This window comes from Dehalococcoidia bacterium (genome assembly GCA_035310145.1).
Taxonomy (GTDB): Bacteria; Chloroflexota; Dehalococcoidia; order CAUJGQ01; family CAUJGQ01; genus CALFMN01.
In genome coordinates, this window is record DATGEL010000141.1 from 1 (window position 1) to 21,112 (window position 21,112).

The 21,112-nt window shown below is 69.5% G+C and carries 22 protein-coding genes and 1 tRNA gene; 14 read left to right on the forward strand and 9 right to left on the reverse strand.

Features of this window, described 5'->3' with window-relative positions; genetic code table 11:
* The 5 genes from VKV26_25135 to VKV26_25155 form a co-directional block, all read left to right on the forward strand.
* A partial coding sequence (locus VKV26_25135; protein HLZ73203.1) for an acetyl-CoA carboxylase biotin carboxylase subunit occupies positions 1–989 on the forward strand: 989 nt, incomplete at its 5' end.
* Positions 968–1,465 carry a biotin/lipoyl-containing protein gene (locus tag VKV26_25140; GenBank protein HLZ73204.1) on the forward strand — a complete coding sequence of 166 codons (498 nt, stop codon included), beginning with the start codon at positions 968–970 and terminating at the stop codon, positions 1,463–1,465. The genes VKV26_25135 and VKV26_25140, both read left to right, overlap by 22 nt.
* A 42-nt stretch (positions 1,466–1,507) precedes the next feature.
* Complete coding sequence (locus tag VKV26_25145; protein HLZ73205.1) at positions 1,508–2,182, forward strand: YggS family pyridoxal phosphate-dependent enzyme; 675 nt, start codon at positions 1,508–1,510, stop codon at positions 2,180–2,182.
* An 85-nt stretch (positions 2,183–2,267) separates the two neighbouring features.
* Positions 2,268–3,119: a pyrroline-5-carboxylate reductase gene (proC, locus tag VKV26_25150; GenBank protein HLZ73206.1), complete on the forward strand. Its 852-nt coding sequence runs from the start codon at positions 2,268–2,270 to the stop codon at positions 3,117–3,119.
* A gap of 34 nt (positions 3,120–3,153) precedes the next feature.
* Complete coding sequence (locus VKV26_25155; GenBank protein ID HLZ73207.1) at positions 3,154–3,375, forward strand: YggT family protein; 222 nt, start codon at positions 3,154–3,156, stop codon at positions 3,373–3,375.
* Here VKV26_25155 and VKV26_25160 read toward each other — a convergent pair.
* On the reverse strand, positions 3,372–3,641 hold the full coding sequence (locus tag VKV26_25160) for a DUF167 domain-containing protein (protein HLZ73208.1): 270 nt from the start codon (positions 3,639–3,641) through the stop codon (positions 3,372–3,374). The genes VKV26_25155 and VKV26_25160 overlap by 4 nt on opposite strands.
* Before the next feature lie 129 nt (positions 3,642–3,770).
* On the opposite strand from VKV26_25160, the gene recA reads away from it, so the two are divergent.
* The gene (recA, locus tag VKV26_25165; protein ID HLZ73209.1) at positions 3,771–4,829 is read left to right on the forward strand and encodes a recombinase RecA; all 1,059 of its coding nucleotides are present in this window, start codon (positions 3,771–3,773) and stop codon (positions 4,827–4,829) included.
* Positions 4,830–5,089: 260 nt separating this feature from the next.
* On the opposite strand, the gene VKV26_25170 is transcribed toward recA, so the two are convergent.
* Positions 5,090–6,094, reverse strand: a complete 1,005-nt coding sequence (locus VKV26_25170; protein HLZ73210.1) for an ABC transporter ATP-binding protein — start codon at positions 6,092–6,094, stop codon at positions 5,090–5,092.
* Positions 6,095–6,132: 38 nt separating this feature from the next.
* Positions 6,133–7,122 carry an ABC transporter ATP-binding protein gene (locus tag VKV26_25175; GenBank protein ID HLZ73211.1) on the reverse strand — a complete coding sequence of 330 codons (990 nt, stop codon included), beginning with the start codon at positions 7,120–7,122 and terminating at the stop codon, positions 6,133–6,135.
* 182 nt (positions 7,123–7,304) lie between these two features.
* On the opposite strand from VKV26_25175, the gene VKV26_25180 reads away from it, so the two are divergent.
* From VKV26_25180 to VKV26_25210, 7 genes are all read left to right on the forward strand, one after another.
* Complete coding sequence (locus VKV26_25180; protein ID HLZ73212.1) at positions 7,305–7,547, forward strand: hypothetical protein; 243 nt, start codon at positions 7,305–7,307, stop codon at positions 7,545–7,547.
* A gap of 73 nt (positions 7,548–7,620) precedes the next feature.
* On the forward strand, positions 7,621–8,070 hold the full coding sequence (locus VKV26_25185; protein HLZ73213.1) for a hypothetical protein: 450 nt from the start codon (positions 7,621–7,623) through the stop codon (positions 8,068–8,070).
* 76 nt (positions 8,071–8,146) lie between these two features.
* Complete coding sequence (locus VKV26_25190; GenBank protein HLZ73214.1) at positions 8,147–8,389, forward strand: hypothetical protein; 243 nt, start codon at positions 8,147–8,149, stop codon at positions 8,387–8,389.
* 136 nt (positions 8,390–8,525) lie between these two features.
* A complete protein-coding gene (locus VKV26_25195) occupies positions 8,526–8,936 on the forward strand; it encodes a hypothetical protein (GenBank protein HLZ73215.1) in 411 nt (136 codons plus the stop codon).
* Positions 8,937–9,907: 971 nt separating this feature from the next.
* Positions 9,908–9,981: transfer RNA gene (locus tag VKV26_25200), tRNA-Val, on the forward strand.
* Positions 9,982–10,083: 102 nt separating this feature from the next.
* A complete protein-coding gene (locus VKV26_25205) occupies positions 10,084–11,754 on the forward strand; it encodes a methylmalonyl-CoA mutase family protein (GenBank protein HLZ73216.1) in 1,671 nt (556 codons plus the stop codon).
* Positions 11,755–12,014: 260 nt separating this feature from the next.
* Positions 12,015–12,998, forward strand: a complete 984-nt coding sequence (locus VKV26_25210) for a GGDEF domain-containing protein (GenBank protein ID HLZ73217.1) — start codon at positions 12,015–12,017, stop codon at positions 12,996–12,998.
* A 4-nt stretch (positions 12,999–13,002) separates the two neighbouring features.
* Here VKV26_25210 and VKV26_25215 read toward each other — a convergent pair whose 3' ends face one another.
* The 5 genes from VKV26_25215 to VKV26_25235 all read right to left on the reverse strand — a co-directional run bounded on the left by VKV26_25215 (position 13,003) and on the right by VKV26_25235 (position 19,288).
* Positions 13,003–13,869 carry a methyltransferase domain-containing protein gene (locus tag VKV26_25215; GenBank protein HLZ73218.1) on the reverse strand — a complete coding sequence of 289 codons (867 nt, stop codon included), beginning with the start codon at positions 13,867–13,869 and terminating at the stop codon, positions 13,003–13,005.
* A 107-nt stretch (positions 13,870–13,976) separates the two neighbouring features.
* Positions 13,977–14,378, reverse strand: a complete 402-nt coding sequence (locus VKV26_25220; protein HLZ73219.1) for a carboxymuconolactone decarboxylase family protein — start codon at positions 14,376–14,378, stop codon at positions 13,977–13,979.
* A 214-nt stretch (positions 14,379–14,592) separates the two neighbouring features.
* A complete protein-coding gene (locus tag VKV26_25225; GenBank protein ID HLZ73220.1) occupies positions 14,593–14,970 on the reverse strand; it encodes a DUF488 family protein in 378 nt (125 codons plus the stop codon).
* A 186-nt stretch (positions 14,971–15,156) separates the two neighbouring features.
* Entirely contained in the window at positions 15,157–15,996 is an 840-nt protein-coding gene (locus VKV26_25230) for an arsinothricin resistance N-acetyltransferase ArsN1 family A (protein ID HLZ73221.1), read from the reverse strand.
* A 280-nt stretch (positions 15,997–16,276) separates the two neighbouring features.
* On the reverse strand, positions 16,277–19,288 hold the full coding sequence (locus VKV26_25235) for an ATP-binding protein (GenBank protein HLZ73222.1): 3,012 nt from the start codon (positions 19,286–19,288) through the stop codon (positions 16,277–16,279).
* A 301-nt stretch (positions 19,289–19,589) separates the two neighbouring features.
* On the opposite strand from VKV26_25235, the gene VKV26_25240 reads away from it, so the two are divergent.
* Positions 19,590–20,132: an MOSC domain-containing protein gene (locus tag VKV26_25240; protein ID HLZ73223.1), complete on the forward strand. Its 543-nt coding sequence runs from the start codon at positions 19,590–19,592 to the stop codon at positions 20,130–20,132.
* 82 nt (positions 20,133–20,214) lie between these two features.
* Here VKV26_25240 and VKV26_25245 read toward each other — a convergent pair whose 3' ends face one another.
* The gene (locus VKV26_25245; protein ID HLZ73224.1) at positions 20,215–21,099 is read right to left on the reverse strand and encodes a methylated-DNA--[protein]-cysteine S-methyltransferase; all 885 of its coding nucleotides are present in this window, start codon (positions 21,097–21,099) and stop codon (positions 20,215–20,217) included.
* Between the last annotated feature and the right edge of the window lie 13 nt (positions 21,100–21,112).

Consider the following 21,112-nt stretch of genomic DNA (forward strand, 5'->3'; position numbering starts at 1 on the left):
CGGACGTCTATATGGAGAAATATCTCCAGAAGCCGCGCCATATCGAGATGCAGATCCTGGCCGACGGCCATGGCAATGTCGTGCATCTGGGCGAACGCGACTGTTCTCTGCAGCGCAAGCATCAGAAGGTTCTCGAAGAGGCGCCGTCGCCAGTGCTGAGCCCGGAACAGCGCGCCCAGATCGGCAAGGTCGCCTGCGACGCCATCAAGAAGCTCGGCTATCGCAACGCCGGCACCATCGAATTCCTCTATGAGAACGGGCAGTTCTATTTCATCGAAATGAACACCCGCCTGCAGGTCGAGCATCCGGTGACGGAGCTGGTGACCGGCGCCGACCTCGTGGCGGACCAGATCCGCGTGGCGGCGGGCGACCAGCTCGGCTACCCCGAAGAGCCGCAGCGCTTCCGCGGCTGGGCGATCGAGTGCCGCATCTCCGCCGAAGACCCGGAGCACAACTTCGTGCCCTCCGTCGGCACGATCGCCTTTGCGCGCGAGCCGGCCGGGCCGGGCATTCGTGTGGAGAGCGCCCTCTACAACGGCTTCACCGTCTCCGAGTTCTACGACCCGCTGGTGGCGAAGGTCACGGCCTGGGGGCGCGACCGGCGCGAGGCGATCCGGCGCATGCGCCGTGCCCTGCATGAGTTCCAGATCGTCGGCGTGCGCACCAACCTGCCGTTTCACATGGCGGTGATGGAGGACACGCGCTTTCTCGCCGGCGAGTTCGACACGGGCTTCCTCAACACCGAGATCGCGCCGGCCGAGCTCGACACGGCCGAGGCGCGCCGCGCCGCCGTGGCCGTGGCGGCGCTGCTTAGCCACCAGCGGCGGCATCCATTGGCCGGTCTGGCAGCGCAAGCGTTTGACGGCCAGCTTGAACTGACGAACGGCGCGAAGCCCGCGGAGACGGCCGGCGCGGGCTGGAAGCGGGCCGGCCGCGCCGCGAGCGCGGCCACGCTGCGAGGAACGGGATGGCGGCGGATTACCGGCTGATCGTCGCCGGCGAGGCGCACGAGGTGCAGGTGCAGGAGGCGGACGGCGGCGTGGCGCTGACGATCGACGGCGAGACGCGCCGCGCCGACCTGCGCCGCGTCGACGGCCCCGTGCTCACGCTCTTGCTCGACGGGCGTTCGTTCGAGGTCGTGGCCGTGGAGCGGCCGGAGGGCTTCGAGATCCTGATCGGCAACCAGGTCTTCGACGTGGAGGTCGAGCGGCCCGGCCGGCGCCGCGCCGAGGGGATCGCCGGCGCCGGCGGGCCGACACCGCTGCGCACGCCGCTCACCGGCATCGTCAAGGACGTGCCGGTCACGGCCGGCGAGGCGGTGACGCAGGGCCAGGTGCTGGTCGTGGTCGAGTCGATGAAGATGAACAACGAGATCCGCGCCCCGCGCGACGGCACGGTGACCGAAGTCCATGTGAGCGCCGGCGCCCGCGTGGAGCGCAACGCCCTGCTCGTCACGATCGTCTGACGCAGGTTACAGGTGACAGGTGACAGTGAGGGGGCGAGCTGGATGGTTGCCACCGACGTGATCGCAGCCAACCTCGAGACCGTGCGCGGGCGCATCGCGCGGGCGGCGGCGCGCGCCGGGCGCGATCCGGCCTCGGTGCGGCTCGTCGCGATCAGCAAGACCTATGGGCCGGAGGCGGTGCTCGCCGCCTGGAACGCCGGCCAGCGCGACTTCGGCGAGAACCGCGTGCAGGAGGCGGAGGAGAAGATCCCGGCGGTCGCGGCGGGCGGCGCGCGGCCCGTCTGGCACCTCGTCGGCCACCTGCAGACGAACAAGGTCCGGCCGGCTCTCCAGCTCTTTGATATACTGCAGAGTGTCGATTCGCTGCACCTGGCCGAGGCGTTGCAGCGGCGCAGCGTCGATCCCGTGCCGGTGCTGATCGAGGTCAACGCCGGCGGTGAGGCGAGCAAGGGCGGCTTCGCGCCGGAGGAGACGGCGGACGCGATCGCCGCGCTGCGATCGCTCACGCACCTGCGCGTACAGGGGCTGATGACGGTGGCGCCGCCGGTGTCCGATCCGGAAGCGGTGCGGCCCGTGTTCCGCGAGCTGGCGTCGCTGGCTCGCAGGCTCGAGCTGCCGGAGCTGTCGATGGGCATGAGCGGCGACTTCGAAGTCGCGATCGCAGAGGGCGCCACGCTGGTGCGCATCGGCACGGCGATCTTCGGCCCGCGCCACTAGGCTCGCGCGGCAAACAGGCAGACAATAATCGCAGGCGCATCCCGTGGGTGCGCCCAAACCAGTTCAGCGCAGCGGAGCAGCGCCCGTGACGGCAACGTTCGATCGGCCAGAAGCAGAGGCGCCGGCAGTCGCGGTCGGCCGCATCGGTTTCGTCGGCGGCGGCTTCATGGGCGAGGGGATCGTGCAGGGGCTGCTGGGCCGCGGCGTGGCCCGCGCCGGCGACCTGCGCGTCTGCGAGCTGGCCGAGCACCGCCGCATTCATCTGAAGGAACGGCACGGCGTACACGCCACCGGCGCCCTGGGCGAGGCTCTGGGCGGCGCCGAAACCGTCATCCTCGCCGTCAAGCCGCAGGACTTCGACGCCCTCGCGCACAGCCTCGTGCACGAGCTGCACCCCGGCCAGCTCGTGCTCTCGATCATGGCCGGCGTACCGGTACGCGGCATGCGCGAGAAGCTGCAGCACGAGCGCATCGTGCGCGCCATGCCCAACACGCCCGGCGCCATCGGCCACGGCTTCACCGCCTGGGTCGCCACGCCGACGGTGACGGACGACGAAGTGAGCCGCGTTACCGCGATCCTCGGCGCCCTCGGCCGCTCGGCGCAGATGCCGGATGAGAAGTATCTCGACATGGCGACGGCGGTCTCGGGCAGCGGCCCCGGCTTTGTCATGCTGCTGATCGAGGCGTTCATCGACGCCGCGGTGCTGGTCGGCTTCAAGCGCGACCTGGCGACGGAGATGGCGCTGCAGACGTTCGCCGGCTCGGTGGAGTGGATGCGCCAGACGGGCCTGCACCCGGCCGAGCTGCGCAACGCCGTGACTTCGGCCGGCGGCACCACGGCGGCGGGCCTGCAGGCGATGGAGCGCGCCGGTTTGCGCGCCGCCATCGCCGACGGCGTCGTCGCCGCATTTGAACGGTCACGCGCCCTCGGAGGGTAACGCCATTCCAGCCATCGTTCTTACGTTTGCCCAGTTGTTGATCGAGATCCTGCTCGTGGCGATCATCCTGCGGGCCGTGATCTCGTGGTTTCCAATTAACCCGCGCAGCCAGTTCGTGATCGTGCTGAACGAGATCACGGAACCCATCCTGGCGCCCCTGCGCCGCGTGGTGCCGCAGCTCGGCATGATCGACATCACGCCGATGGTGGCGATGATCGTCTTGCTCGTGATCCAGCGGGCGATCTCGGCAGCCTAAATCGCGCCCAGCCGCGCCGTCACCTCCTCAATGCTTACCCCCTCGAACTCGACGAGCTTGCGCCGCGCCGTGGCGCCGGCGACGATGCGCACCCGCCCCGGCGCGATGCCCAGCGCCTCTGCCAGCAGCCGCACGAGCGCCGCGTTGGCGCGGCCGTCCACCGGCGGCGCCGTCACGCGCACGCGCAGCTCGCCGTCGCTCCAGCCGCCGATCTGATCGGCCGCCGCGCGCGGCGTGAGGCGGACGGCGAGGCGGGCGGCCGGCACTCGACAAAACCCCGTCTTAGAACACTTGTTCCCCGACAGCGCCGATGATACGATATGGAAGTCGGGCGGAACGGTCAGGATGGCTCGCCACGGCGGGCTGAGAACGCAGCGTGCATGGAGAGTGTGACGGTGGCAGACGACCGTGGCAAAGCCCTGGAACTGGCGATCGCCGGCATCGAAAAGCAGTTCGGCCGCGGCTCGATCATGCGGCTGGGCGAGGTTTCGGCCAAGCTCAACGTCGAGGCGATTTCGACCGGCTCGCTGGCGTTGGACATCGCGCTCGGCATCGGCGGCATCCCCCGCGGCCGCGTGACCGAGATTTACGGCCAGGAGTCTGCCGGCAAGTCCACCGTGGCGCTGAGCGTGATGGCGCAGGCGCAGAAGCTGGGCGGCATGGCCGCCTACATCGATACCGAGCACGCGATGGACCCATCCTACGCCGAGGCGATCGGCATCAAGGTCGAAGAGTTGCTGATCTCCCAGCCGGACAGCGGCGAGCAGGCGCTGGAGATCTGTGAGGCGCTGGTGCGCAGCAACGCCGTCGATATCGTCGTGGTCGATAGCGTGGCGGCGCTGGTGCCGCGGGCTGAGATCGAGGGCGACATGGGCGACGCGCACGTCGGCCTGCAGGCGCGGCTGATGTCGCAGGCGCTGCGCAAGCTGACCTCGGCCATCGCCCGCTCGCACACCTCGGTGATCTTCACCAACCAGTTGCGCGAGAAGGTCGGCATCGTCTTCGGCAACCCGGAAGTCACGCCGGGCGGGCGGGCGCTGAAGTTCTACGCCTCGGTGCGCATCGAGCTGCGCCGCGTGGAGACGCTGAAGCAGGGCACGACCGTCGTCGGCAGCCGCGTGAAGGCGCGCGTGGTCAAGAACAAGGTCGCGCCGCCGTTCCACGTGGCCGAGTTCGACATCATGGTCACCGGCGACAACGTGGGCATCAGCCGCGAGGGCGACATCATCGACCTGGGCGTCGAGAGCAACTTGATCCGCAAGTCCGGCGCCTTTTTCAGCTACGGCGACGTGCGCCTGGGCCAGGGCCGCGAGAACGCGAAGGAGTTCCTGCGCGGCAACCCGGAGCTGGCGCTCGAGCTGGAGGAAGAGATCCGCGCCAGCGTCAGCGGCGCCCGCCCCGGCGTGAAGCCGAAGATCGAGATGGTCGAGGACGACGACGAGGGCGAGGAGTAGCGTCCCACCGCCGAGCACTGCGCATCCCTTCCAGCCGGCCCGGTTGCCGCGCACAGTCCCCTCTGCCAGCGCGGCGGCCGGGCCGGCTGGCCCTCACTCCCCTGCCCCTCGCTCCCATGCACAAGTGGCGGGAGACCTGCCGCTGTTCAAGAGCGTATGGGCGAGCGGGGCGATCCGCTGGTGCGGCGGCCCAGCCTGGGCCTCGCGGGGCGCTTATCTGGGTTCACAGCGCCGCTTACCGGGCCGGTGGAGACGCAATGCTACTCCGCGAAGTGGCAGGCGGCAAACTGGCCGGGCGCGATCTCGCGCAGCTCTGGCTCTTCCCGGGCACAGATCTCCTGCGCGATCGGGCAGCGCGTGCGGAAGTGGCAGCCGGACGGCGGGTTGATCGGGCTGGGCACCTCGCCGTGCAGGATAATGCGCTCGCGCCGCAGCTTGCGGTCCGGCACGGGAATGGCGGAGAGCAGCGCCTTGGCGTAGGGGTGGCGCGGCGCGGACATCAGCTGCGCGGTCGGCGCGATCTCCACCATCTTGCCCAGGTACATCACGCCGATGCGGTCGGAGATGTGCGCCACCACGGCCAGGTTATGGGCGATGAACAGATAGGTCAGGTTGAAGTCGCGCTGCAGGTCGCGCAGCAGGTTCAGCACCTGCGCCTGGATCGAGACATCCAACGCCGAGACCGGCTCGTCGCAGACGACGACGCGCGGCTGCAGCGCCAGCGCCCGTGCGATGCCGATGCGCTGCCGCTGGCCGCCGGAGAACTCGTGCGGGTAGCGGTTCATGAAGTAGGCGTGCAGGTTGACGCGCTCGAGCAGCTCCTCGACGCGGCGTTCGCGCTCGCGGCGGTTGCCGGCGCGGAAGTTGCGCAGCGGCTCCTCGATGATGCCGCGCACGGTCATGCGTGGGTCGAGCGAGGTATATGGATCCTGGAAGACCATCTGCAGGTCGCGGTGCACCATGCGCAGACGGTTGCCCTTGATCCTCGAGATGTCCTGGCCCTGGAAGACGACCTGCCCCGCGGTCGGCTCCAGCAGCCGCACCACAGTCTGCGCCAGCGTGCTCTTGCCGCAGCCGCTCTCGCCCACCAGGCCGAAGGTCTCGCCCGCGCGCACCTCAAAGGAGACGTCGTCCACGGCGCGCAGGATCGCGGCCTTGCGCAGGAAGCCGCCGCCGATCTCGAAGTACTTCTTCAGGTTGCGAATGGAGAGGATCGGGCCGTCCTGCGGCGCCGTTTCGCCGCCTCGCGGGGCCGTTTGCTGCATGGTGGCGTTCTCCCGTCCTGAACCCGGCGTGGCAGCTATCAGGCGACCTCGTCGCTGCGCCAGCAGGCGACGCGGTGCCCCGGCTCGATCTCGACCCGCGGCGGCTGCTCCTCGCACTGCTCGATGCGCAGCGGGCAGCGCGGCGCGAAGCGGCAGCCCTTCGGCGGCGAGACGAGATCCGGCGGGGCGCCGACGATCGGCGTGAGCCGGTCGCGCACCGCCGGGCCGAGCCGCGGCATCGAGTGCATCAGCCCGACGGTGTAGGGGTGGCGCGGCGTCTCGAAGAGTTGGTCGGCCGTCGCCTCTTCGACGATGCGGCCGGCGTACATCACGATCACGCGCTCGCAGACCTGCGCCACGACGCCGAGGTCATGCGTGATCAGGATCACCGCCGTGCCCATGTCGCGCGTGAGGCTGGCGATCAGGTCGAGCAGCTGCGCCTGGATCGTCACGTCGAGCGCCGTGGTCGGCTCGTCGGCGATCAGCAGGCGCGGGTTGCAGGCCAGGGCCATGGCGACCATCACCCGCTGGCGCATGCCGCCGGAGAACTGGTGCGGGTAATCCTTCAGCCGCTCGGCCGCGGCGGGAATGCCGACGGCCTCGAGCAGGGCGACGGAGCGGCGCTGCGCCTCGGACTCCGAGATCTTGAGATGCAGCTTCTGCGGCTCGATCAGCTGGAAGCCGACCGTGAGCACGGGGTTCAGCGAGGTCATCGGGTCCTGGAAGATCATCGAGATCGCATTGCCGCGGATCTCGCGCATCTCCGACTCGTCGATCTTGACCAGGTCCAGCGGCGCGCCCTCGCCCGCGTGCAGGCCGATGCTGCCACCGGTGATCCTGCCCGGCGGATTGGGCACCAGCCGCATCAGCGAGAGCGCGGTGACGGACTTGCCGCAGCCGCTTTCGCCGACGATGCCCAGCGTCTCGCCCACGCGCACGTCGAAGGAGACGCCGTCGACCGCGCTGACGACGCCCGCGCGGGTGAAGAACTTGGTCGTCAGGTCGCGCACGTTGAGCAGGTCGGACATCGCAGGCTCCGGGCCAATCGTCGCACAAGTGGTTCGCACACAGTATCACACGCCGCGGCTGCGCCAAACGCAGGCAATCCAAACGTAACCGCCGCGGCGCGGCCGGCGATCGAGGCCCGCGGCCGGGCAGCCCGGTATACTGAAAGCAGCCGCGCACGATTCCCGCGCCCGTGGTGAAGCAGATGGTCAAAGCAACGCAGCCCAAAGCCAGGCGCCGCCGCAAGACCGATGAGGAACGCGGCTGGCGGGTTCTGAGCCCCGAGGAGGCGCGGGCGCTGTTCGACGAACACGCCCGCCGCTATCTGAACATGAGCGGTCCGGAGTTCATCGCTGCCTGGGAGCGCGGCGACTACAACTTCGACCCCGATTACAGCGAGGCAGTGAACCACCTCTGGTTCATGATGCCGTTCGGCCTTGCCGAGTAGGACGCCCGCCACGGCGGTCAATGCGTACGTACGGACGCTTCAGCGCGCCGTTTCCTGTGTCACGCGTGCCACAGTGATCGCCAGTGGCGAACGTGCCTCGCGGCATTCGCTGGATATCGCGATCAATCGTGGCTATCCGGTAGCGCTAACAGGCGGCGTACTGCCAACGGCCTTCCGCATGGATCTCCAGATCGCGTTGAAGGAGGATGCGGCGGCATCTCCCCGTGAGCGATGGCGCGTTACGTTGCTGGCCTACCGCTACGTCCTCATCGAGCCAAGCAGGGAGCGTGAGTGGCTCGCCTTCCATTGGCATCCGCGACGCGAAGGCGCCGACCACCCGCACCTGCACCCCGGTTCCGCCATCTTGAGCAGGCTGGAGCTGGCCGGGCGTCACATCCCGACCGGCCACATCACCCTCGCGGATGTGCTCACGTTCGCGATTGCCGAACTTGGCGTCCAGCCCGAGCGGGCGGACTGGCAGCGCGTACTGGCTAAGGCGCACGCGGCGCTGGCCGGTACATGACCTCATCGCCGGCCCGATCTCGGGTACAGTACACTGGAATCAGGCGAGCAGGTTTGGCTCGCACACGGTGAGGCCAATGGTCCGCGCCACGCAGCCCAAGACGAAGCGCCGCCGCGAGCCGCGGCTGCCGAAGGTCGAGTTCCTCAGCCTCGAAGAGGCGCGGGCGCTCTATGACGAGATCGCGCGCCGTGAATTGGGCATGAGCGGCGACGAATTCATCGCGGCCTGGAACCGCGGTGACTACAACTTCGACCCGGACTACAGCGAAGCCGTCTGCCAACTCTGGATACTGATGCCGATGGGCCTTGAGCGGGAGTAGCCCTGCAGCCGCGCTCAACGCCTACATCGAGCCGCTGCAGCGGGCGGTCTCCTGCATCACACAGGCTATGGTCTCGGCCACCGGCCACCGACCTTCTCCGCTTCCCTGGGATTTGCTGCTCAATCGTGGGGCAGCCGTGAACCTGCGCGGTGGCCTGCTGCGGACAACCCTCCACCTGGAGCAGCGCTATACCTTCGCGGAAGATCCTGCCGCCAGTGCCCGTGAACGCTGGCGCGTCGAGATCGCCGCGTATCGCTACACGCTCTCTGAGCAGGAGACGAAGCGCGAGCTCTTTGCGTTCCACTGGCATCCGGGCGAAGAGCAGATCGCGATGCCGCACGTGCATCCCGGCTCGCGCATCCTGAGCGAGCAGGCACTGGCGGGGCGCCACGTCCCCACCGGCCCGATCGCCGTACCGGACCTGCTCCGCTTCCTGATCGCCGAGCTCGGCGTCCGGCCCGAGCGCGCTGACTGGCAGCGGGTGATAGCGAGAATCGGCGAATTCTATGGAGCTTGGCAAGTGGCGGGCACATGTGAGGCTTCGTGAAGATTTGAACGTCATACCTTACCACTACGGGAGCTTGCGAGTCGGCTCTAAGGCGCGCGCACCGATCTTAGCCCTGAAATCTGCCGCGAAGTCATTTACGGCCTCACACACAAATTTAGCGACTCCATAGCCTATCAGTTTGTCTGGAAAGAATGCGTTACCAGTTGGTGCATAGTACGGATTGACGGATATGTGTCTTGACTTCATCCGTGATTCGATTTTTTGTACTGTTTTCTTGATGTTCGGATCGTTCGAGAATAGGACAACCTGCTCGGGTTTGGAGTGCACTATAGTGTTTCTCAAGATGATCGCGAGATCGACATCGCTATAGATAAGACTCTTTGTTGAATAGATAGGTAACTTTGCCAGTTTGAGCACAAGTTGATATTTTTCAAGGGTAGGAACGCCGCGAAGTGAGGGGTATGATCCTTCACTGTACATCTCGTTCAGTAGATCTAGAACTTGCTGATGAATCAACGGAATTTTGAAACCGCCAGTGACAAGGCTATCGATAATTTCGTTGACTGTCGCTTCAATGAATCAAACACTCGATATGACAGATCCTGTTGAATAGGCAGAATAATCCTCAATGTCGGCTTGTAGCTGTGCCGCAGACCAATCAGCTGTCTGCTGTGGCTCACCAGATTGGTACTGAGCCGCGGCATACTTCTTGAGATTTGGTTCCAATTCGTATGCCTTGAACGCGAAGAGTGCGGCTGAATAACGGTGTCGGTTTGCAAACTCAGTACGCTGAATGACAGCTGAGGTGGAGGTGGGCATTCGAGCGCTCCGAATCCCGAAGAAAGGCATCTACCGGCACAGGCCAGTATACATCTTGTGTCTCCTGGGTTCATAAAGTCCGCCCATTGGAATGCCTCATCGCACCTGCTATTGGCGCAGTGCTTGCCTGGCACGTTAAGCGGCGCCATGTTTGACCCCCTCCTTTCCGGCCCGCCATAATGGCGGCACGGGGGCGCTTAGCTCAGCCGGCCAGAGCATCTCGCTTACACCGAGAGGGTCAGAGGTTCGAGTCCTCTAGCGCCCACCCGCACCCCGCGTGCATAACAGCCGGCCCCGGGCAGGCGAGCGCCCTTCCGCGGCGAACCCGCCCGCCGCATTCTTCTTCACAAGCAAAGGGTGGCTCGCTATGACGACCGTGCAGCGTTCCCTCTCCGAGTGGCGCGAGGGCGCCTACGCCAGGGCCCTCAAACGTGCCCCCGAGCGCCAGCCGGCCTTCGAAACCACCGGCGCCACGGAGATCCAGCCGCTCTACACGCCGGAATCCCTCAGTCAAAATGGGGGCTTCGACTACGACCAGCAGCTCGGCTACCCCGGCGAGTTTCCGTACACGCGCGGCGTGCAGCCGACGATGTACCGCGGCCGCTTCTGGACCATGCGCCAGTACGCCGGCTTCGCCGACGCCGAGGAGTCCAACCGCCGCTACCGCTACCTGCTGGAGCAGGGCCAGACCGGCCTCTCCGTCGCCTTCGACCTGCCCACGCAGATCGGCTACGACTCCGACGACGAGATGGCCCAGGGCGAGGTCGGCAAGGTCGGCGTCGCCATCGATTCGCTGCTCGACATGGAGATCCTCTTCAACCAGATCCCGCTCGAGCAGGTCACCACCTCGATGACGATCAACGCCACGGCGCCGATCCTGCTCGCGCTTTATGTCGCCGTGGCGAAGAAGCAGGGCGGCGACCTGCGCAAGATCGGCGGCACGATCCAGAACGACATCCTCAAGGAGTACATCGCCCGCGGCACCTACATTTTCCCGCCCAAGCCCTCCATGCGGCTGATCACCGACGTCTTCGCCTGGTGCAAGGACGAACTGCCAAGCTGGAACACGATCTCGATCTCCGGCTACCACATGCGCGAGGCCGGCAGCACCGCCGCACAGGAGATCGCCTTCACCCTGGCCGACGCGATCGCCTACATCGAGGCGGCGCTCTCCGCCGGGCTCAAGATCGACGCGTTCGGCCCGCGCCTGTCGTTCTTCTTCGCCTGCCACAACAACTTCCTCGAAGAGGTCGCCAAGTTCCGCGCCGCGCGGCGGCTGTGGGCCAAGATCGCCCGCGACCGCTTCGGCGCCACGGATCCGCGCTCGCAGATGCTGCGCTTCCACACGCAGACCGGCGGCGCCACGCTCACCGCGCAGCAGCCCGACAACAACATCGTACGCACCACGGTGCAGGCGCTGGCCGCGGTGCTGGGCGGTACGCAGTCGCTGCACACTAACTCCAAGGACGAGGCGCTGGCCCTGCCCAGCGAGCACGCCGTGCAGATTGCGCTGCGCACGCAGCAGATCCTCGCCTACGAGAACGGCGTGGGCGACACGGTCGATCCGCTCGGCGGCTCGTACTTCGTCGAGAGCCTGACCGACACGCTGGAGGCCGACGCGGCGAAGCTGATCGCGCGCATCGATGCGCTCGGCGGCGCGGTGAACGCGATCGAGCAGGGCTTCCAGCAGCGCGAGATCCAGGACGCGTCGTATCGCTTCCAGGTCGAGATCGAGAAGAAGGAGCGCACGATCGTCGGCGTCAACCGCTTCCAGACGGAGGAGCCGCCGATCGAGGGGCTGCTGCGCGTCGATCCGCGCGTGGGCGAACGGCAGACGGCGAAGATCGCGCAGATCCGCAAGCAGCGCGACCAGGCGAAGGTCGACGCGGTCCTCAGGAAGATCGAGCAGGCGGCGCACGGCACGCAGAACACGATGCCGCTCTTCGTTGAGGCGGTCGAGGCCTACACCACGATCGGCGAGATCTGCGACGTGCTGCGCGGCGTTTGGGGCGAGCAGTGCGACGCGCTCGTCTTCTAGCCCGGCGCCCACACGGCGGCTGACGGCCAACGACCCCGTGCGCCCGGCTCGCTTCAGGGAAGGCGGGCGCACGGGGCAGCGTCCGTTCAACGTCGCCGCGGCCGGGGATGCCGCCTTTGCGAGCGTCGGGCAACCCTCGCTGTCAGCCCTGCAGCAGGAGGGTTTTGCCTCGATATTGCGTATAATGCCCTCGCTCGGATCGGTGCGCCGCGGAGGCGCGTGATGCCGTCCGCGGCGACGGAGATGACGGTGGCGCTGCCGTGAGCGCACGAACCGAGCGCACACACGTGGCCCAGGCGCTGCGGCTGTATCGCCAGATGGCGCGGCTCGCCTGGCCACGCAGCTACCCGGCACGCGTCTTGCTGATCGCCGTGCTCATACAGACGCCGCTGCTGGCGGTGATCGCCGTGCTGGCGCTGCAGCCGGAAGGCTCGCGCCTGCACCGCTGGGAGCTGCTGGTGGCGCTGCTGGCGGTGCTGGCCGGCATGGCGGCGGCGGCGTGGGCCATCCGCGCCATGCTCGAACCGGTGCTGCTGGCACGGCGGGCGCTCGGCGCTTACCTGGAAGACGGCGAGCTGCGCCCTTTGCCCACCGGCTTCAGCGACGATGCCGGCCTCCTGATGCGCGATGTCGCCTACGCCATCGGCCGCTGGCAGGCGCACGGCAACCGGCATGAGGAACGCCCCGCCTTCGACGCGCTCACCGGACTGCTCAACCGCCCGGCCGCGCTCGACCGGCTGCGCCAGGCGTTCAGCCTCGCCTCACGCGAAGGGCGGGCGATCGCGCTCGCCATGCTTGACGTGGACCGGCTCAGCCTGGTGAACGAGCGCCACGGCCACGCCGCGGGCGACCGGTTGCTGGCGGCGATCAGCACCCGGCTGCAGTCGGCGATGCGCGGCGGCGACTGGGCAGCGCGCTGGGCTGGGGATGAGTTCCTGGTCCTGCTGTACACCGACCTGGACGGCGCCAGCATCGCCCTGGAACGCCTGCGGACGGCGGTCGAGGAGCTGCGGCTGCTGGTCGACGGTGCGCCGGTGGCCTGCACGATCAGCGCGGGCGGGGCGGCGATGCAGCCGGGCGAGGAACCGCTGGCGACCTTGCACCGGGCCGATGTGGCCGTCTACCGTGCCAAGAACGCCGGCGCCAACTGCGTGCGCCTCTACGGCCCGACCGACGAGATCGCCGAGCCGCCGGTACGCCCGCGCCCCGAGCCGGACGAGCGGCGCGACCAGCAGCCGGCATAGGCGATCAGGCGGCGGCCGGGTTCGTCTCCCAGCTGATGATGATGCCGCGGGTCTCGTCCGTGTAGAGCGGCTGGAAGCCCTGGGCGGTCTCGGCAAACAGCGCGGCAAAGTCCCGCTCGATGCGCGCCTGCGCCTCCGCCCGCCGCGCGCTGTCCGTGCCGAGGCCGAGCGTGCGCAACGCCGTCTGCACCGCCTCCTCGCGCGTGGCCGGCAGAGCACCGGGCAACGGCATGATGCCGGGCAGCATGTGCACATCGGGCAGAATGCCGAGCTCCCAGAGCACGGGCAGCAGCTCGGCCTGGCCGGGGACGAGCACCTGGTCCTCGCCGAAGACGTGCTGGTAGAGCCGGCGGCTGCGCGCGGGCGGCGGCGGGCTGGCGATGAAGAGCACGGCCCGCCGTGCCGCCGCGGCCTGCATGCGCCGGATGAAGCCGGCGATGTCGCGCACGAAGTAGGTCACGTGCGCCGCGAGCGCCACATCGCCCCGCACGCCATCCGCTTCGAGCCAGTCCTTGCGAATCAGGCGCACGTTGCTGATGCCCGACTCCTTGGCCAGCGCCTCGAACTCCTCGCCCATGCCCGGCGACGGCTCGACGTTGATCACTTCGCGGCAACGCAGCGCCAGCGGCAGGCCGAGGCGGCCGGCGCCGCCGCCCACGTCGATCAGCACGTCGTTCGGCCGCACATCGGCCGCGATCACGGCCGTGGCCGCGTCGAGCTCGCGGCGCGGATCGGCGCGGAAGAGCCGGGCCATCGCCCCGCTCCAGCGGTCTGCGGGCGGCGGGTCGCCGCTCAGCCGGCGGCGTTGCTGCTCGATGGCGTCGATGCGGCCGGCGTAGGCTGCGGCCGCGCTCTCAGCGGCGGTGGTCATCGGCGTCGGCTCCCGGCAGCGCGCCGTCGGAGGCGTTCGCTGCACCGGCAGCATAGCACCGGCGGGCGTCGCCGATCTGCCCGCGGCGCGACGACGAGGCGCCGCGATCAGTCCGCGGCGGCCTCGCTGCGGAGATCGGCGAAGACCGCTTTGGCGGTGAGCATCGCCTCGCGCACCAGCGGCGCGCCCACGTAGCCAGCGAGGTGCAGCAACGCCTCGGCGAGCTCGTCTTCACTCCAGCCTTGCCCGCGCGCCATGCGCAGGTGGATGGCCAGTTCCGGGGTACGCCCCGTGGCCGTGTCGGAGATCACGCAGATCAGCGCACGGGTCTTCAGGTCCAGCCCCGGCCGCGTCCAGAGCGAGCCGAAGATCGTCTCGGACGTCAGGTCGCGGAACCGCTCCATCAGCGGATCGTTGTAGACCGTCCCATCGTAGCGGTCCACGAACGCCGCGCCCATCAACCGGCGCCGCATTTCGTAACCGCGGCGCCTCGTCTCGTTCTCGGCCATCGCCTGCCTCCCGCCGCGCCGGACACGCGGATCGCCGCCAGTATACGCGGCGGCGCCAGCCGGCAGCGTGCGATACGCCGCGCTGCCGCGCCTCGCCCTGCCAGGCTGCCCCCAGCGCCGCCGTCCGCCTCGCCAGGTCCGCCAGTGCCGCGGCGTTGAGCAGCGCTTCGGCGGCCAGAGCGCACGGCCAGAGCGCCGGTTCGCCGGGAAGCGGTCAGCGGGCGGGATTGCGCCGCCGCTCGTCGAGCACCTGCTTCAGGATCTGCGCCTCGTTGTGCTCGGTGTCGCGCGCCGCGTACAGCAGTGTCAACGGCAGATCGCCGGCGGCCAGCTCCTTCAACGCCGCCTGCCGCACCGGGTCGGCCAGCTCCCGCCGGTAGCGCCGCGAGAACTCCTGCCAGCGGCCGGGGTCGTGGCCGAACCAGCGCCGCAGCTCATCGGACGGCGCCAGCTCGCGCAGCCAGGCATCGAGCCGGGCGCGTTCCTTCGAGAGGCCGCGCGGCCACAGCCGGTCGACGAGGACACGGCGGCCGTCCTCCGGTGCGGGCGGCTCGTACACGCGCTTGATGCGAATCTCCTGCCTGGCCGCCATCGTCCGGCCTCCACCGGCGCGTCGCCGTCACGTGCGGCACGGCGCCCTTGCGCTGGGATGTGACGCAGCACGACATGAGCATATGCCGGCCGCGGCCGCGCTTCTGTCCGGCAGCACCCCACAGCGGCGCAAGATCATGCCGGAAGCGGCCGTGCGCCGGCCGCGTGCGGGCCGTGGACTACGCCGTCAGCTCAGCAGCTTCTCCATCACGATTACGTCGACCCAGTGCCCGTCGAGCATGCCCTGCTCGTGGTAGACACCGACGCTGGCGAAGCCGTGGCGCTCGTAGAGGCGCATGCCCGGCGCGTTGCTGGGAAAGGCGGCCAGCACCAGCTTGTGGTAACCGAGCATGCGGGCGCGCCCTTCGAGCACGCTGAGCAGCGCATCGCCGACGCCGCGGCCGCGCTGTTCACGGGCGATGTAGATGGAGAAATCCACGACGTGATCGTAGGCCGGGCGCGGATTGAAGGGGTTGAGCGAGGCCCAGCCGATCACGCCGCCCGCGCCGTCCACGGCGACGATCACCGGATGGCGCGGGCCGCGCGCCGCGATCCACTCGGCGCGCTCGTCGGCGCTGCGCAACTGCGTCTCCAGCGTGGCCACGCGGTCCTCGATCCCCTGGTTGTAGATGCGGGCGATGGGCGCCGCGTCCTCCAGCGTGGCGTCGCGGATCTCCATGTTCCCCTCCCTGCGCGCGTTCTCGACCAGACCCAGCCAGGAGCGCGTGCGCTGCCCCAGCCCGCTGAGGTAGCCGGCGAGGAAGTCGAGCACGCCCGGATCGAGGCAGTAGTAGCGGTTCGGCCCCTCGCCGCTGGCCTGCACAATGCCGGCCTCGCGCAGCGCGGTCAGGTGGTCGAAGAGGCTCGACTGCGCCAGCGGCAGTACGTCGGCCAACTGGGCCGAGGTGCAGTCCTTGCGCTCGGCCAGCAACTCGACGATGCGAAAACGGGCGGGGTTGGCGAGGACACGCAGCAGCAGCACCGCGCGGGCCTCGGTCGCCGTGGGAGCCAGCTCGCGCTTCTTCATCGCCGTCTTCAATTCTCGGTTTTCCCGATTTTCCGAGACTGCGGCGGGCGAGGTCAAGCGAGTGCGGCGGGCCTCACTTTCTCTCCCATCTCATGCCCTCTCATGCCCTCATGCTCCCGGTCCCTCTGGTCTGCTCCGCGTAGCAGGAGCAGGAGCGGGGCGATCTTGAGGAGATACGTCCGGAGGCGCGTCGGGTCAGCCGCTGCCGGTCGGCGGGTATGCCGACGGCCGCGGACCTCCCAACCTTTGTGAATGGGCGAGAGGGCCGGCCGCGCCGCCGCTAGACCGCCTGTTGCACGGGCATGACGGCGCCGAGCGCCTGGCGCAGTTGCTGGATCGAGAACGGCTTCGGCAGCACGGCCTGGGCGCCCGCGGCCTCCACGTCGGTGCCGGCCAGCTCGGCGCCCCAGCCCGTCACCAACAGGCAAGGCAGGGTGTAGCCCGCGGCACGGATCGCGGCCAGCAGTTGCAGGCCGTTCATGCCCGGCATGCCCAGGTCCGTGAGCACCGCGTCGTAGATGCCCGCCTCGCCCGGCTCGGCGCTCTCGCGCAGCAGCGCCAGCGCCTCGGCGCCGCTGTCGGCCGTGGTGACCTGGTGGCCGTCCAGCTCGAGCATGAGCTGCGTCGTCTCGAGGATCAGCGCCTCATCGTCCACCAGCAGGATCGAGAGCGGACCCACAAACTCGATCCTACCGTCTTGCTCCTCGGGCGGCGCCTCGCGGAAGGGCAGCGTGATCGTGAAGGCCGTCCCCTCGCCGGGGGTGCTGTGCACGTCGATGTGCCCACCCATGCGCGTGACGATGCCGTAGGACATGCTCAGGCCAAGCCCGGCGCCGCGCTGCCCCTTGGTCGTGTAGAACGGCTCGAAGATGCGCTTGCGCACGGCCTCGGTCATACCGAGCCCCGTATCGGCGATGCGGACAATGACCTCACCGTCGTTGCGCCGGACGCTGAGCTGAATCGTGCCGCCGTGGGGCATGGCGTCCAGCGCATTGAAGAGCATGTTGACGAGCACTTCGCGCAGCTCGGACGGGTCGCCGACGATCGGCGGCAGCGTCGGCGCCTCGATCTGCATCTGCACGGTGACGCCGCGCTGCTGCGCCTCGTCCTTCCAGCGCGGGCGCGTGTACTCCACCACGTCGCGCACGATCGCCGGCACATCCATCGCGCCCGTCGAAGGGGCGCGGTTGATGCCGGAGAAGGCCTGTAGGCGCTTGACCGTCGCCTCGCCGTCGCGCGCGGCCTGCCGCACGACCTCGAAATGCCGCGCCACTTCCCCGGGCGACACCGACGCGGTGTCGCCGGCCAGCAACACCTCGCAGCGTCCGAGAATCACAGCGAGAATGTTGTTGAAGTCGTGGGCGATGCCGCTGGCCAGTTCGCCCAGCGCCCGCAGCCGCTCACTCTCGATCACGCGTTCCTGCGTGCGCTTCACCTCCGTGGCGGCGGCCTCGGCGGCGGCGCGGGCGGCGCGTTCGGCGTCGTAGAGACGCGAACGTTCCAGCGCCTGGGCGCACTGCCGCGCCAGCGCTAGCGCCAGCGCCCGATCCTCCTCGGTGAAGGTGCGCGCTTCGGGAAAGCTCATGCTGAGGCCGCCGACCACCCGCCCTTCGACCAGCAGCGGGATGCAGGCGAGCGCCGCACGGCCCGTGCGCACGCGCAGGTCCGAGATCACCGGGTAGCGCCGCGTCAGCATCTCCGCCGAGTCCAGCCAGAGCGGCTCGCGCGCCCGCATCGCGTCGCTCAATGGCAGCGCGGCGTCCAGGGTGAGCGTGCGGCGCTCGGGCTCCAGGTCGATCGGCGTGCCGGCGACTTCGACCACCGTCACCGCGCCGTCCTCGCCGAGCAGAGCGACGAACGCGGCGTCGGCGCGCAGCGCGGCCATCGTCTGCGCCACGATCACGTGAGCGACCTGCGCCGGAGTCAACGCTTCCGAGAGGGCGGCGGTGACGGCCTGCAGGCGGGCGGTGCGCCCGGCCGAGCGCTCGGCGGCGCGGCGCGCCTGCTGCTCCGCCTCGTACAGTCGGGCATTGTCCACCGCCAGGGCGGCGCGGTGGGCCAGGTCTTCGAGCAGGGCAAGGTCCTGCGGGCCATAGCGACGGGGCGCCTCGCCGGCATCGCCCGAAATGAAGGTCAGGGCGCCGATCGTGCGGCCGCGGGCGATCAGCGGCACGCAGACATAGGAGTGAAAGCCCAGGCGCCGCAACAGCGCCAGGTGCTCGCCGCTCTCCGTCAGCTCGACGAGCAGATCGTGCGAAACCACGGGGTACAGCTCCGGCCGGCCGCTGCGCAGCACCGCCGCTGGACCGATTCTCCCGCCGGGATCGGTGGGGAAGCGACGCTCCATCTCCCAGGCCAGCTCGGCCTTGGCCGGATCGGCGTGCACGATCGCCATGCGGCGAAAGGCGCCGTCCTCCTCCAGCTCGTCCACGATGCACCAGTCGGCCAGCACCGGCACCGCCAGCCGGGCGATGCTGGTGAGCGTCGCCTCGTAGTCGAGGGAGACGGTGAGCGCCTCGCTGGCGCGCGCCAGGAAGCGCAGCCCTTCCTCGGCGCGCTGCTGGTCATCGATGTCGGTGCTGGTGCCAAACCACTTCACGATGCGGCCTTCGCGGTCACGCACCGGCACGGCGCGGCCCAGGTGCCAGCGATAGCTCCCGTCGGCGCCGCGGCGCAGGCGGAAGGCGAACTCACCGGCCTCGCCCTTCTGCCGCGCCGCCCGCCAGCGTGCCTCGAACGCAGAGCGATCCTCCGGATGCACGGCCCGCAGCCAGGTTGTGGGGTCGTACGCTTCATCCTCGCGCAGACCGGTGTAGGCAAACCAGTGGACGTTCAGATAGTCCAGCCTACCATGAGTATCGGCAAGCCAAACGATGTACGGCAGGGCATCGCCCAGCGCCCGCAGCGGCGCATCGCCGACGGGCAGATCCAGCAGCATGGCGCCGGCTGCAGTACGTGTGATCGGGACGTCGGGGTCGGCGGAGACAGGCGCAGGGGCGCTGAGATAGCTGAGGTAGATGAAGAAGCCGTCGCCTGCAGGGTGGATGCGCACGCGCCACGGCGCAGCGCCGCACAGCACGGCCTCGCACTCGACGCTGCTGCCGCTGTCAGCCGCCGCTCGCGCGTGGCCGCGGATCTGCTCGGCGGCGGCGGCCGGCAGCTCGTGCCAGAGCACACGGCCGAGCAGCGCGCCCGGCGCGCCGCCGAGGATCCGCGAGGCCAGCCGGTTGACGGAGGTGATGCGGCCGCCGGCATCCACGGCCAGGCGGGCCTCGCCCAGGCTTTCGAGCACATGCCTGATGGCCGACCCCGCCGCGGGGCCGGCTGCGGCTTCTGCCTGATCGGCAGCCTTGCGTGCGCGAAGCGCGTCTCCGCCCAACGCTCTCCGGTGCCGTGTGCGCCGCGGGCCAACCGGCCGGCAGCTGTACACGCCTGCACCAGTCGTTACAATACCGTTACCGCAACTGTTCTGCCAACACCGCGCGAGAGCCGAGCAACCGCGTACTCCGCATAATGGCATTCCCGAGCCGTGAACCGCTGGCCCACCGGCATGGAGACGGCCGCACGGCGTATCATGCACGCGGGGGTGGGGGATGGACGGGATCGTCACGGCGGTGCAGCGCAGCGGTGCGCATGCACTCCCGAAGCAAGCAGCGCCGAGTATCCGCCTGCTCGCGGGGCTGGGCGTCGAGGGCGACGCGCACCTGGGCGAGACGGTGCAGCACCGCTCGCGCGTGGCCCGTGACCCGAGCCAGCCGAACCTGCGCCAGGTGCACCTGATCCACGCCGAGTTGCACGATCGGCTGCGCGGACAGGGCTTCAACGTCTGGCCCGGCGCCATGGGCGAGAACATTACCACGCGCGGCATCGACCTGCTGGCGCTGCCCGCGGGCACGCGGCTGCGGCTTGGTGAGGATGCGGAGGTCGAGATCACCGGCCTGCGCAACCCCTGCGCCCAGCTCGACGGCCTGCAGCCGGGGCTGCTGGCCGCGGTGCTCGATCGCGACGCGCAGGGCCAGCTCATCCGCAAGGCCGGCGTGATGGGCATCGTGCTCACGGGCGGCGAGGTGCGCCCCGCGGACCCGATTGCACTCGAACTGCCGCCCGCGCCGCACCGCCCGCTCGCGCCGGTGTGAAGCGCGTTTGTTGCAGAGCAGCAAACGGCGAAGCGCCCGCGCGGCTGCGAGGCCATGCGGGCGCTTCTTTTGGCTTCGGCTTCTACGCCGGGCGGCAGAGGGCGCAGGGGCGGTAGCCGGCGGACTGCGCCTGCGTGAGCGAGGCGAAGGGCGCGGCGTTCTCCGGGCGGATGCGCCGCGCCGCGTGGCAGGAGGGATAGCAGACGATGTGCGTGGTGCGGCTGCCGCGCAGCCGTTCGCCGCGGCGGGCGCCGGCCAGCAGCTCCGCCACCGGCGCGCCTTCCAGCGTCAGCACCCGCTCCTTGTGCGCCGGCCCGCCGCCGGAATACTCGCCCAGTGTGCCGTCCGCGCGCACCACGCGATGGCAGGGCACGATGAAGGGGATCGGGTTGTGGCCCAGCGCCGTGCCCACGGCCCGCGTGGCGCCCGGCGCCCCGATCTCGCGCGCCACCCAGGCGTACGGCCGCACTTCGCCGCGCGGAATCTCGGCCGTCTTCTCCAGCACACGCTGCTGGAAGGGCGGCAGCCAGCTCAGGTCGATCGCCGCGAAGCGCCGCCGGCCGGCCAGGTGCTCCTGCACGCCGCGGGCGATCTTCGCCGGCGCGGCCGTGTCGCGCCCGGCCTGCTCACCGAAGACGCGCGCCAGGTCGCGCTCGAACGCCGGGGCGGACTCGAAGCGGTTGCAGTAGACCACGCGGCCGTTGCGGTAGGCCAGCGCCAGCGTGCCGATCGCCGTCTCCACCGTGGCCCAGCGCAGCGTCGTCGCGTGGCCGGCCGCGGCGGCGACCCGCGCCACGCTCTCGCGGCGCAGACCTTGCAGAAAGGCCGGGTCGGGCACGCCGGCCCGCGCCTCGTCGCGCAGGCGCACGGCCAGCGCCAGCTCCGGCTCCAGATCCGCGTTGAATGTGACCGCGCCGGCATTGCCGGCCAGCAGCGCATCGCTCGCCGCGGCGAACCGTTCGCTCAAAGAGCGCGTGTTC

What these genes read in the sequence shown, in the direction of transcription:
- VKV26_25140 (HLZ73204.1), top strand. Translation starts at nt 968, where the DNA reads ATGGCGGCGGATTACCGGCTGATCGTCGCCGGCGAGGCGCACGAGGTG.
- VKV26_25145 (HLZ73205.1), top strand. Translation starts at nt 1,508, where the DNA reads ATGGTTGCCACCGACGTGATCGCAGCCAACCTCGAGACCGTGCGCGGG.
- VKV26_25170 (HLZ73210.1), bottom strand. Translation starts at nt 6,094, where the DNA reads ATGCAGCAAACGGCCCCGCGAGGCGGCGAAACGGCGCCGCAGGACGGC.
- VKV26_25175 (HLZ73211.1), bottom strand. Translation starts at nt 7,122, where the DNA reads ATGTCCGACCTGCTCAACGTGCGCGACCTGACGACCAAGTTCTTCACC.
- VKV26_25180 (HLZ73212.1), top strand. Translation starts at nt 7,305, where the DNA reads ATGGTCAAAGCAACGCAGCCCAAAGCCAGGCGCCGCCGCAAGACCGAT.
- VKV26_25190 (HLZ73214.1), top strand. Translation starts at nt 8,147, where the DNA reads ATGGTCCGCGCCACGCAGCCCAAGACGAAGCGCCGCCGCGAGCCGCGG.
- VKV26_25205 (HLZ73216.1), top strand. Translation starts at nt 10,084, where the DNA reads ATGACGACCGTGCAGCGTTCCCTCTCCGAGTGGCGCGAGGGCGCCTAC.
- VKV26_25215 (HLZ73218.1), bottom strand. Translation starts at nt 13,869, where the DNA reads ATGACCACCGCCGCTGAGAGCGCGGCCGCAGCCTACGCCGGCCGCATC.
- VKV26_25220 (HLZ73219.1), bottom strand. Translation starts at nt 14,378, where the DNA reads ATGGCCGAGAACGAGACGAGGCGCCGCGGTTACGAAATGCGGCGCCGG.
- VKV26_25225 (HLZ73220.1), bottom strand. Translation starts at nt 14,970, where the DNA reads ATGGCGGCCAGGCAGGAGATTCGCATCAAGCGCGTGTACGAGCCGCCC.
- VKV26_25230 (HLZ73221.1), bottom strand. Translation starts at nt 15,996, where the DNA reads ATGAAGAAGCGCGAGCTGGCTCCCACGGCGACCGAGGCCCGCGCGGTG.
- VKV26_25240 (HLZ73223.1), top strand. Translation starts at nt 19,590, where the DNA reads ATGGACGGGATCGTCACGGCGGTGCAGCGCAGCGGTGCGCATGCACTC.